The sequence below is a fragment of the Fervidobacterium sp. genome (assembly GCF_059913585.1).
The window spans coordinates 1-12,021 of the sequence record NZ_DBOLZL010000019.1; the positions used below are offsets into that span (position 1 = coordinate 1).

Annotated in this window: 11 protein-coding genes; 7 read left to right on the forward strand and 4 right to left on the reverse strand. The window is 36.7% G+C overall.

Annotated features, from left to right (window positions below; translation table 11 throughout):
* Together AC3M61_RS07075 and AC3M61_RS07080 are read right to left on the reverse strand one after the other, a co-directional pair.
* A partial coding sequence (locus AC3M61_RS07075) for a hypothetical protein (protein WP_500780168.1) occupies positions 1-187 on the reverse strand: 187 nt, incomplete at its 3' end.
* A 140-nt stretch (positions 188-327) separates the two neighbouring features.
* Positions 328-798, reverse strand: coding sequence for a M15 family metallopeptidase (locus AC3M61_RS07080; protein WP_500780169.1), 471 nt, complete (start codon positions 796-798; stop codon positions 328-330).
* A gap of 376 nt (positions 799-1,174) precedes the next feature.
* On the opposite strand from AC3M61_RS07080, the gene AC3M61_RS07085 reads away from it, so the two are divergent.
* From AC3M61_RS07085 to AC3M61_RS07095, 3 genes are read left to right on the forward strand one after another with little or no spacing between them, the layout of a single operon-like run.
* Positions 1,175-2,677 carry a diguanylate cyclase domain-containing protein gene (locus AC3M61_RS07085; RefSeq protein ID WP_500780170.1) on the forward strand — a complete coding sequence of 501 codons (1,503 nt, stop codon included), beginning with the start codon at positions 1,175-1,177 and terminating at the stop codon, positions 2,675-2,677.
* Between the two features lie 37 nt (positions 2,678-2,714).
* Positions 2,715-4,013: an extracellular solute-binding protein gene (locus AC3M61_RS07090; RefSeq protein ID WP_500780171.1), complete on the forward strand. Its 1,299-nt coding sequence runs from the start codon at positions 2,715-2,717 to the stop codon at positions 4,011-4,013.
* A gap of 29 nt (positions 4,014-4,042) precedes the next feature.
* Positions 4,043-5,311, forward strand: coding sequence for an ArsB/NhaD family transporter (locus tag AC3M61_RS07095; RefSeq protein WP_500780192.1), 1,269 nt, complete (start codon positions 4,043-4,045; stop codon positions 5,309-5,311).
* 61 nt (positions 5,312-5,372) lie between these two features.
* Here AC3M61_RS07095 and AC3M61_RS07100 read toward each other — a convergent pair whose 3' ends face one another.
* Both AC3M61_RS07100 and AC3M61_RS07105 read right to left on the reverse strand, forming a co-directional pair.
* Positions 5,373-6,752 carry a VWA-like domain-containing protein gene (locus AC3M61_RS07100; RefSeq protein ID WP_500780172.1) on the reverse strand — a complete coding sequence of 460 codons (1,380 nt, stop codon included), beginning with the start codon at positions 6,750-6,752 and terminating at the stop codon, positions 5,373-5,375.
* Between the two features lie 35 nt (positions 6,753-6,787).
* Positions 6,788-7,771 carry an AAA family ATPase gene (locus AC3M61_RS07105; RefSeq protein WP_500780173.1) on the reverse strand — a complete coding sequence of 328 codons (984 nt, stop codon included), beginning with the start codon at positions 7,769-7,771 and terminating at the stop codon, positions 6,788-6,790.
* Between the two features lie 701 nt (positions 7,772-8,472).
* Here AC3M61_RS07105 and AC3M61_RS07110 point away from each other — a divergent pair.
* From AC3M61_RS07110 to AC3M61_RS07125, 4 genes are read left to right on the forward strand one after another with little or no spacing between them, the layout of a single operon-like run.
* The gene (locus AC3M61_RS07110) at positions 8,473-9,324 is read left to right on the forward strand and encodes a hypothetical protein (RefSeq protein WP_500780174.1); all 852 of its coding nucleotides are present in this window, start codon (positions 8,473-8,475) and stop codon (positions 9,322-9,324) included.
* Between the two features lie 26 nt (positions 9,325-9,350).
* Entirely contained in the window at positions 9,351-10,379 is a 1,029-nt protein-coding gene (locus AC3M61_RS07115; protein ID WP_500780175.1) for a hypothetical protein, read from the forward strand.
* 39 nt (positions 10,380-10,418) lie between these two features.
* Positions 10,419-11,216: a hypothetical protein gene (locus tag AC3M61_RS07120; RefSeq protein ID WP_500780176.1), complete on the forward strand. Its 798-nt coding sequence runs from the start codon at positions 10,419-10,421 to the stop codon at positions 11,214-11,216.
* Between the two features lie 9 nt (positions 11,217-11,225).
* The gene (locus AC3M61_RS07125; RefSeq protein ID WP_500780177.1) at positions 11,226-11,990 is read left to right on the forward strand and encodes a hypothetical protein; all 765 of its coding nucleotides are present in this window, start codon (positions 11,226-11,228) and stop codon (positions 11,988-11,990) included.
* Positions 11,991-12,021 lie beyond the last annotated feature (31 nt).

Genomic DNA, 12,021 nt, shown 5'->3' on the forward strand with positions numbered 1-12,021 from the left:
TCGAATCATCCAACCAAATTGGAGAGTTATCCCGATTTGATGAGGTAAGTTGCGATAGAGACCCTGTGGTGGTGTTATAAAGCCATATGTTGGAATTGTAACCATTTTCATCTTTGTTCATCTCATGGACAACGAAAGCCAACTTTCTACCATCAGGAGAAACAGCCAAGCTTGATATAAATTTCAATCTGAGTAGATCATCTAATGTTATCTGTTATCTTTACCACGATAAACACCCTCATTTAGTTTGTATTACTTACTACATTCTATCATTTTGGTACAAGAACGCAAAAAACCCCGGCTTTAGCCGGGATAGTTTATTACTAGCTATTCGATTATCAATCTTTCTAAATGATTAAATGTTGCCACTTTCCTCCAATTTTTCATTTGGATATGGGGCTTGTCAACGAATCCTTTCCACATCCCACCCCATTCCATACCCAAATTGAGTGCAATGCATCCACACCTTAGCCAAAGTTCATCGTTATACCACTGAGGCTTACCATCGACAACAGGCACAAAATCCGCAGCAAGTCCATAATTGTGAGCTGAAACACGTAATCTGGTTACTATGTATCTATTTTTCCTTTCATCAATTGGTTTTAGACCCGCACTTTCTCTAATAGAGTTAACTACTTCAAGTGGTTCTCGACCTTGTGCATACAAAGCTTTCTGAACACTTTTTGGTCTCAGTGTATCGTAAACCCAAACACTAATTACTTCTTTTGAACACTCAGTGATAAACTTTTCTACATATTCTCTAAATTGATAATTTAAGTTGCTCAATCCAATTTCCAAGATAATTCTCCAAAGATATGGTTCTGTGCGAGTTGGTAAGAACAAAAAATAAGTTTAGAAAAATGGGCGGTATTTTATTGTTATAAGTTTTTACAAGAACATAGCGCATATATTCAATCCTTTCACCAAAAGCACGTTTACTGACGAATTTTGTCAAATTGAAAATATTCAAAATACTAAATTAGGCAGGAATTTATTGATGCCTTATTCTCAATTTGCTTTTACTATCGAATACCTATCTTAGTCAAGTTTAGAATGGTATTAAAAACAAATAATCCCAGAGGTATTAATAAGTCGGGAAATGAAAAAACTTTTTTATTAACTAAATCATACAATAAATGTGATAAAATATTTTTAAGACTGTCTCATAAGAGAGGTGTTTGCTCTGTTCAAATTCACCGATTCTAACAGTTTTTTGTTGATTATCATCGGAATACTAATAATTTCAGTCTCGACTTCTCTGAATTTCTGGTTCTTTCCCAAGATTGATGAGGTTATAAAATCCCATATTTTGGAAGACTTGCAACAACTGATTTTAGTTGAATATGAATCTATTGAAACTTACTATAAGCTTTTCCTTGATGGTTTAATTACCGAGGAAAGAGCAAAAGAATTGACCAAACAACATGTGGAGGCATCATTCTATGGTCCGGACAAACAAAATTACTTTTTTATATTATCCTTGGACGGAACGCTTATTGCTCATCCGTATAGAAAGGAATATGTGGGAAAAAATTACTTAGATATGGACGACAAAATCTTTCAAAATGCAGTTGAAAGAATTCTGATAGCTGCAAAATCCGGTAAAAGTTTTGCAGAGTACGAATTTTACAAATACGGCGCACAGATAATAGAGCCAAAAATCTCAGCGATAAGGATTTTTGAACCCTGGGGCTGGATTATTGGAACGGGTTATTACGAATTGGAGATAGTCTCGAATATAAAAGCTGTGAAATCACAGTTTTCGACAATAATCTCTATCTTATTCGCAATTACTATTTTCACATACATTCTTTTTGTTGTGCAAAATATCAAAACAACAAAAGAAAGAACGCAACTACTAAAGAAAATTCAAATCGAAAGGGACAGGCTCAAAACTCTTATTGAAATAAATCCAAACCCCGTTGCATTATACGATGAAAGTGGAACGGTTATACTTCAAAACAGAGCTTTTGAAAAATTAAGTGAAATGGAGGGTGTTAAAACCAAAATATTAAACTATTTAAAAGAAACTGGATGTAAAGGCTCACAAAAAACATTTACAGAAATCAATATCCAAACTTCATCAGGTAGAAAGTGGTTTAAAGTTGAATGCGAAACACTTAGCGATGAAAACAACGGATTTATTGGAAAGATGGTTATTCTTACTGATATCACCAAAGAAAAACTGGAAGCCATATTATGGCAAGAAAAAGCTTATCAAGACCAGCTTACTCAGGTCGGCAACCGGAGGCTTTTAGAGGCAATAATTGAATCAGATACAGATTTAGGAGAAACTTTTGTAGTTGTTATGATTGACCTTGACAATTTCAAGCAAATAAACGATACATACGGTCACACTGTAGGCGATGAGATACTTGTATACTTTTCAAAGGTTATAAAAAATTCAACGAGAAAAGATGCAATTATCATACGTTACGGCGGAGATGAGTTCACAATTATAATCCCAGAAAGTAACGAAGGTGCTGCACAAAGGGTTATTGAAAGGTTAGAGGATAGGCTGAAAACTCCTATAGACCTTGACGGGGAAGATTTTAGTCTATCTTTTTCGTATGGAATTGCTGTGTATCCAAAAGATGGGAAAGATATAAAAACGCTAATCGAAATTGCAGATAAAAGACTTTACGAGGCGAAGTATTTGAAAAAGAAAACTACATAATTAGCTAAATGAACACAAAAAAAGAAAGGGGGATAGTATGTTTAAAAGAGGCGTTTGGAAAGTAGTTGTAATACTTTTAAGCACTCTTCTATTCTCCATCACCCCAGCACAATACAAAACACAAATCAATGTCCTGATTTGGACAGAATTTGCAAAATACATCTCTGAGTTTTTACCAGAATTTGAAAAATCAACTGGTATAAAGGTAAATCTAGAAGCAGCTATTACCCCAGATTTACCAAAACTTACAAAAGCAGGCATATCTTCTGAGAAAAGTAAATACGACCTCGTAACCATCGATGAACCATTTATTCCGGAATTTGCCGAATTGTTAGTTCCATTTGATAAATGGTCTCAGGGAAAAATTTACAAAAAGCCCGACCCAAAAATCTTTGCTCCCAATGCATTTGAAGCTTCTTTTTGGAATAACATATTTACAGGAATGCCTTTTAATGTTAACGTATACATATGGATAACTCGTAAAGACTTGTTAGAAAATCCAAGCTATATTTCTGAATTCAAGAAAAAATACGGCTACGAACTTTCGGTCCCAAAAACCTTTAAAGAACTAAGAGATACTGCTGAGTTTTTCTACAATAAAGGTATGTATGGGTTTGCACCTTTTACCAACATAAATTTTGAAGGAACAACAGCCGAAGCTATCTTCATCTTTGAATCATTCGGAACAAGCCCACTAACTGTAATAGACGGAAAGGTGAAAGTGACCTTAGATACAAAAATCGCTGCAGAAGCTATCGAATTTTACAAAGAATTGCTCAGGTTTGCTCCACCAAATAAACTGGAAATGGCTCACGATGAACGAATCAAAGTTTTCAATGAAGGTAAGGTTTTCACCATGTTCCAATGGCCCCTGTTTGTTCCTCAACATGAAGATCCAAAAGCTTCGAAAGTGGCTGGAAAGATAATTTACTCTGTTCCGCCATCTGGACCAGCTAAAAGAGTTGCAATAAGAGGGTGCTGGGTATTAGCTCTTCCAAAAGCTTCACAAAACAAAGAAGCGGCTGTGGAATTTGCATACTGGTTGGTTTCCAAAGATGTGCAAAGCAGACTTATTCCCAAAGGGCTAATCCCAGTCAGAGCAGACTTGCTCTTAAATCCCGAAATCAATAAAGAAAGACCTTGGTTTAAAACAGTGTTTGAATCATCAAGAAGTGCAGTTGCACGCCCGCGATTTCCAGAATACTTAGAAGCATCTAAAATAATAAGAGAATATTGGCATGCGGGAATCTCTGGAAAAATGTCAGCTAAAGAAGCAGCTGAAAGAATGAAAAAAGAGTTATTAAATTTAGTCGAAAGATATGAAAAACGAAAGTGAGGTAGTTATCTATTAAGCTTGTAGTACTGATAACCTACGCCTTTGTTATGTATTTTGTGATGAGAGGAAAATTAAATAAAGCTCTTGTAACAATGCTTGGCGCATTATTTCTGCTGGCTATTAGGGTATTTCACGACCCCTACGAAGGATTCAGAGAATCCTTAGACCTCAATGCCATATTCTTTCACATAGGCATGGTTTTATTCATTAAAGTGGTTGAGCAGACTGGACTTTTTCAATATCTGGCGGTTAAAACTATCAAACTAACAGGAAAGAGCATTTCAACACTTTTCTTTTCTCTTCTCTTCCTTGTTGGAATTATTTCAGCGCTCGTTGACAACGTTACTACTATCTTGATATTCATCCCAATTACGCTGGCTATCTGTGACTTTTTGGAAATAGAGGCGGTTCCACTTGTGTTGGCTGAAATAGTAGCATCTAACATAGGAGGAATGATAACTCCTATAGGTGACCCTCCAAACGTATTAATCATTTCTGCAGCAAAAATTCCATTTACAGATTTCGCCAAAATTATGTTTCCTATTGGAATGTCCCTTTTACTGATTGTAAGTTCCGCCCTTCTTTTGATATACAGAAAAGAGGTGAGAGTAGAGAACTTACATTTTCTACTCGAAGGGCTTGACGAAAATAAGGCAACAACTGACAAGAAGAGATTTATCGCAGGAACATTTTTCACCATATTGGTTATCACATTGTTTATCCTTCAAAAACAAACTAAACTCGAAACCTCTCTAATAGGACTCATTGCCGGGTTCCTTGCAGTACTTTTATTTGATAAACATAGACTGAACGAACTTTTGGAGAAAATCGAGTGGGAAGTTATCTTTTTCATGGTTGGAATTTTCATCATTACTGGAGCGATGGACCACGTTGGCATTATGAAGGACATTTCCAATTTCTTAGTCAAAATATCCTCTGGTTCACTCTTTATTTTGAGTTCTGTCATAGTTTGGGTATCTGGATTGATTTCCGGTTTTATTGATAACATTCCTTACACTGCAACTATGATACCAATAATCCGAGAATTACCAGAAGTCTATCCAGAATTGACGCAAATTTATCCACTATGGTATTCACTTTCACTCGGAGTATCCTTAGGAGGCAATCTAACACCAATTGGTTCAACTTCAAATATAGTAGCGCTAACTTTACTTAAAAACTACAAAAACACAGAAATTCCGTTCCTTAAATTCTTGAAATTCACCTTCTTTTTTGTGCTCATAACGTTACTCATATCGAATATCTATATGCTCCTTCTTTTGAATTTAGTTTTTTGAAAAAAGAAAAGACACCAACTGATGCTAACAAAACGAGGAAGACATCGACCAGTTGCTTACTTTAGTCTATGAAAAGCGCTTTACCGTATTCGTTAGCTTTCTTGTAGTAGTTGTGATTATAATTGCCTTTCGGAAATATAAATATCTTCTTTGCATCCAACTGTTTCATAACTGCTTCCGGGAAGCTGTCAAAACCATCAGTGAAAATGATTAAATAATCAATCTGTTCCAAATCTTCCCTGGGCATTTGTTTTAGGGCAGCTGATACATTTGTTCCTCCACGGTCTTTAACATCGAGAAGCTTACCTTTCTTATCTACTTTTTGCCTCTCTTGAGCTTCTGTACTAAAGAAATACAAAACCAAAGGGATATTACACTTTCTTAGAATCCCTTCCATTTCATTAACAAACCTTTTGAGCAAACCGTCAGAAATAGACCCGCTTGTATCAATCAAAACCGTGACTTTTGGGGTCATCCTACGCGATAATTTTGGAGCCATGCCGTATCTTTTGCTCAGACGATGCTTGTTTGTCTTCACCCCTTCACTCAAATCAGATGCCTTAGATAACTCATCGCTGATGTACTTTTTCCAGTCTATACTATCTTCATCATTCGAGTTTTCGGCTTTGATTTGGAACAAACTCGTCACCTTTTCAAAACCCCTAAGTCGGCTTAGCAGACCATCATTATAGCGAAAGGCCTCGTCTAACTCGTACCTTCGCTGAATGCTCTCTTGAATTTGTTGAGTAATTCTATCTAACAAATGCCTTTCTCTCATTGATTCGGGGCTTGGAACAACATCGCCGTAAAGGTAATAGAACACTGGTTGAACTGGCAACTTATCTTTGTACAAAACATACAAAGCAGCGGTAAGCTCTTCAGCTGTTAACTGATTAGAAATTCCAAGCTTTTTAGAAATCTGCGAACGACCGACTAACATGAGTTTTTCCGTTTCTGGCAAATTCCCTTCAAGTATATCCTCTGGTGGTACTAAAATCACTGCATCTATTTCTTTCCATTCGGAAAGATTCGAGTTAATGATACTATCCGTGGCTAAGTTGTAAAGAAACCACGTAGTTGAGTTTAATTTGAGAAACACATCTTCACTTTGATTAATACGATGCTTATTTACCCTTATAGGCTTATTCACCATGAACATATGACCAGCAATAATATGCCAGAGCTCGTGTTTGATAATCCCTTTCAAAATCTTTATCCGTTCCTTTTCTTCGAGTGTCTCAAACGAAAAATCATTTTCTATCTTTTTCATATTGATATTCATCACGAACCTATCATTACCCATATATTGCACACTTGCAATTTCAACCTCTTCAGATTCACGGACATCCACACAGTCGAGTACACTGGCATAAATAAAATCCTCCCCTTTGACGTAGTCAAAGGAGAGCAATGTCTTGGCTAACAATCGTTTACCTACCATACTATTCACCCCCACGGCAATGAAAAAAAGCGGTATTATGCAACCTCAAATGCTCGTGGATAAACCTTCCTCAGTTGCATAAACCCGTCGAAGTACTTAGATGGTTCCTTTTTCATGTTCCTCAGTATAGATGCCCAATCCTCATCGGATAGCGCATCGAGGACTTTTTGCGGCACTTTTTCCAAGAGCCCTTCTTGGATTATTCTTAGCATAACCGTTATTCGTTCTGTTAGTGGATATTCTGCTATCTTTTCCACTCTTCCTTCGAGGAAATCCTCTACTTTCAGCTGTTTTCCTGAGATGTTTCTGATAAAATCAGCCGCAGCCATTCCCATTATTCCTGAGAGAACTTCATATTGCAGCTCTTGGGATAGGTCTGCAATACAGCGCATGACTCGCAGTGCCCTTTCTATTGTTCTCGGGTTGCAGTCGAGCTTTGGCATTGGAATATCTTCTGAGAAAATCCCACGCTTTTCGAGAACATCGATTGCCGGCATTATTTCCTCGTCGGTGTATCCCTTTGCTCTCAGATAGCATGCCAAATCTTCGGCGCTATTTTGCACCGTGATAACAACAAACCGCGATAACAACGCTCTGTCGCTCAAATCATTAACTTGATACCCTTCCATATCAGGGTTCATAGCAGCCACGATGGAGAGGCTCTTTGGGAGTGTATGAGGTCCTATCTGTTTTTCCTGAACGAGCTGCAAGATGCCCTGGCGGACATATAGCGGGGCTCTGTTCAACTCATCGAGGAACAGGATGACGTTCTCTTCGTCTTCGGATGGTAACCAACTTGGACGCAAAAACTCTGTTCTACCACCAACAGAAACCGGTAAGCCTATGAGGTCGCCAGGCTCAAGCTGTGAAAGTATCACAGTCTTGACCGGTCTGTTTAGTTCCTCGCCTATCTGTCGAACGATTTGTGTCTTTCCAACACCTGCGTGACCGATGAGCAGAACAGGTTCGTTGATGGCAACCAACCTTCTGAGAACAACCTTAACATCGCTAATCCTCATGCCTTTCATCCCCCTCTCAGTTATTAACTTTCCAGTAATTCAAATAATTCAAAATATTACCGAAATAATCCCAAATACAATAATTCTTTTAATAAAGTTTAAAAGTTTCCATCTTAGAATTACTAAGAATAAAGTTCTTTCATAAAGTTTTCTTGCCTTCTTCTCACTGAGAGGGGGTGAACAGACCACATGATATGGAAAGCATAGAAATCCAAAAATGTGCTTTTCGTAATTTTTCATATTATACATAACCAACCGTAGGAATTCGAAAGTGTGGAACAACCGTGGAAAGGACTTTTTTAGAAAGCTGAGTGCGGAATTTTTTAAGCTCTGAGTAGGAGCTATTTTGACATTTATTGGAAAGGGACAACTTTGTTACATTTACTGGCATGCGTTTGGCATAATATCACAACGTCTTGAATTTGTCAATATGAAACTTTAAATTTACAGTCTTTACAAGGGAAAAATATATGATATAATCCCTTTTGTTCAAACTTTCAAAAGCCATAATTATGCCTAAACAACACCTACATCACACCCATCAGCTTCTTCCTCTTGTTTTTCCAGCAATTCGTCCTCGTCATACGTATATAACTTCAAAATTGTTGTAATCATTCCCGTTTTCTTATCTTTCGCGTTTCTTTTGCTTTGCACAATTAAATTTAAAAGATTACACCCAACCAAACCAAGGGGGGAATTCCATGACGCATAAATACAGTATTACTAAAGAATGTATGACTTACTTCGAATTTTTTGATGCCTTCATGCCTTACGAAGGAAATCTCGAAACAGAGGTAATACTCGACACAATGCCTACAAGGTACATATTTTTAGACCAACACACCGTGGATTACTTTAAAACCGCAAGAGGGATAGCTAAAAAACTTGAAGTCTTACCTTTGAATGATAATTTAAAACACACTAATTATCCAGTAGATCACATATCAAAGCTTATTAAAAATCGCCTCGGTGAGATATACAAAAAAGTAGGGATTAAATTTCCAGATTTCTTCAACAGAGTATGTCGCACATGCAAGTGGCCCAACTATCCAAACAACGAATGCCCTATATACAAAAAACATATAAGATTTCTCGAAGCGCTACACCAAATCATGCGTGAAAATTACCTAAAAGTCGTATATTCCATAGACCCGTCGATAGTAGAAGAATACAAAATAAACTACTATGGAGCTGAAATAAAAGTCTACGATGCAATTCAAATACTCAAACTCGAAAAGAGAAAAAAAGAACACCCACTGAAAACTTTAGCACCCGTGCTCAAATACATGTATGAGGACATTTACCTCTCCGAACCTAAACTCTCCAAAATAAAAAACTGCAAATACGTCAAAATTGGACACATACTGATAACAGAAAAACCATACGAAAAAGATGAAGAAGGAATAAATTCAGAAAAATCTGACATTCCTAAGCTAAAAAGCACAGGAAAAGAAATCGTGTATGTCTACTACCAAAAAAAGCTCTCAGGAGTCATCTTTGACCAACAGCTTTATGCATTGCAAGATGGGAGAATATCGCATATACCTTGGTGAAATAATACATTAGGGGGAGATTATCCGTGCAAAAACTGATAGACCTTGGCGAGCTCCATATATACCTCAACGGCAAAGAAGTTAAGCTTTTCTTCAAAGATGAACCTGTAGAATTAATAGGCATCCAATACCTATACATCCCAGAGCCAGAAAATGAAAAAATAATTCCAAACGATTACTCCTACAGAGTAATATTCGATGGAGACAGACTTCTCGGAGAATCTTATTATCTCGAAAAGGCACTCCGAAATACAGTGTCTTACATTGTGAAATTAGACAGACACTTGGCAAGGTTTAACAAGAAAAACCCAAAAGAAGATAACCCAAAAAACTGGACATGCACGGAATTTCTAATACCTTATAATGAAAAAAACTTCTATAAGTTAGAAGAATTTAAACGCCCGAAATATAAAATATACTTGGAAAAAGATAAACAAATAATAGAATTCGATACTCCGAAAAAAATAAGCATCTTTGAAACCAAAAAGGGTTTGAGAGTATTTTATCAAAAAGACTATATATACGCACTCAGTACTGGTCTCTGGGATGACCCCTTTCAGTCTGACATACTGAAAGCCATCCCATCTTTCTTGATTACTCAACCAAATTATCCAATTAAAACCTTCAAATTTTACGCTCGGGAAACTATAACCCCGACACACATTTTAAACTACGCAATAAAGATAGATGGCAAAATCCACAAATTCACCATCCCTGGAACAATCAAAGATGGTGAATTCAAAAGCCTCGACAACGCTATCACGTTCAAAATGGTTACGATAAAAAACTACAAAGATTTTGGATACTTATCCATCAACAAATCGCAACCAAATAAATTCAAAACAACCGAAAAATTCATACAAATTCTCGAAAAAACAAACCCAAACAACTCCGATTTGACGAACATTGAGTTCTCTTGCCTTGTGCATCCTCTAAACAACGCGATAGTGAAATCTATAGTCGTAGAAAAGAGTTCCAAACAAACTAACTCGGAATTAGACTTCCAAGACCTCTTCTTCTTCGAACGTGATTTAGTGTTGTTTTTTAGCTACTAAACTGTTTAATCTACAAAGAGAAAAACGGAGGGAAAAAACTTGATAGGAAGAACTTGGGATGCTGTTCTTTTTACCTCTAATGATTTCACATTTGAAGACATTCTTGAGAAAGTCATACAAGACTGCAAAGAGAAATACATAAGCTACAAAAAAATATGGGAACTTATTAAAAACTACATATCAAACTTCGGAGCAAACGCTATATTGGGGCGGTTACTCGTGTATAACGAAGAGACTTTAATTTCATTGATAAAACATCCCGAAGAAACACTCTACGACTTTTTATTAAAAAAGGGATTTATGCCCTCAATAAACGGCACCATCGAATCTGCTTACACAGAGCACATCAAAGCGCTCTTCTGGGGTGATGAAGAAATTGAAGAACCATACAACTTTTTCGTATTCGAAAGCCCTAAAGCATACGTAGCAACAGGAGTATTTTTGGATTTAGAAAAAAATATCTATCCACAAATAAACGAGCATATAGACCGAATGCGCTCAGAAAAATACTTCTTCGAAGAAGAGGATTATTCAGATTCGGTTAAAACCTACTATAACGTAAACAAGCAAGAAATGATAGCTTTCATAGTAAACAATCTAAAACTCATACTTGAGAACAAACCTACGAAACCAAAGTTTGTCAAATTCGAAGAAAACAAATACACAAATTCTTACAGTTTTATCAAAATAAAGACAGAAATCAAATACCCTACAATTCTTGATAACGGTAAGAAAGTGGCATTCCGCATTTACTGGTACCCGAAAACAGCTGAACAAGTAAATGACGATTTCAGAAAGAAGAAAAAACATCCCCCATACTATCTTAGGGAAGTGTGAGGTGTGTGTATGTTCCAAATAAAGAGAATATATCATATCCACTTTGAGGAACTCAGAGAATTCATTAACCAAATAATAGAACCCACGGATAGACCATTTCTCACCTACGACAAACTCTGGGATAAAATAAGCAACCATATTGCCAACTATGGGGCGGAATTGTTGGTAATAACCACTCCCGAAAAAGCTATTACCCTATCTAAGGATAACTTTTCAAAATCGGACATCGAACGCCGAATTCCAGAAATATACGAATATTGCCTTGAACAAGGCGTATTATTGAGCTCTCAGGACTCATTAGAATCAGCATATCTTGAACCGTTCGTTTTTAAAGTAGAAGAATACAACTCTTACTTGGCATACGGTGCTGTGTTTGATTTAACCAAAGACTTAGAAAAGCAAATCAAAAACATGGCTGACGAAATCGGCACTAAAGGTTTTTTGATTAGGACCCGCTCTCTTGGTTATGTTTTCCTGTCTTACTATTCCGGAGACCTTGCAGATTTCCTAAGAGAAACAGTAACAGAACTTCTTTCCAATACCTCACCTCAGCCTAAATATGTGCCATATAGATATGAAGGAAACAATGGTTTAGAAGAGCCAATACTTTTCGAAACTGAAATCAAGTATCCCTTTGTTATAAACACGCCAGGTGAAAAAAAGCTGATGTTCCGAATATACGCAAACCTACAACGTCAAAAGGACCCTTTCGAAAATGAGTATAAAGAACTCTATGAACTCGACGATTTCGATCCTTATGATGAAGACGACTAAAAACCAGTGGCTAAATTACGCCTTTTCACGG

What these genes read in the sequence shown, in the direction of transcription:
- AC3M61_RS07090 (WP_500780171.1), top strand. Translation starts at nt 2,715, where the DNA reads ATGTTTAAAAGAGGCGTTTGGAAAGTAGTTGTAATACTTTTAAGCACT.
- AC3M61_RS07100 (WP_500780172.1), bottom strand. Translation starts at nt 6,752, where the DNA reads ATGGTAGGTAAACGATTGTTAGCCAAGACATTGCTCTCCTTTGACTAC.
- AC3M61_RS07105 (WP_500780173.1), bottom strand. Translation starts at nt 7,771, where the DNA reads ATGAGGATTAGCGATGTTAAGGTTGTTCTCAGAAGGTTGGTTGCCATC.
- AC3M61_RS07110 (WP_500780174.1), top strand. Translation starts at nt 8,473, where the DNA reads ATGACGCATAAATACAGTATTACTAAAGAATGTATGACTTACTTCGAA.
- AC3M61_RS07125 (WP_500780177.1), top strand. Translation starts at nt 11,226, where the DNA reads ATGTTCCAAATAAAGAGAATATATCATATCCACTTTGAGGAACTCAGA.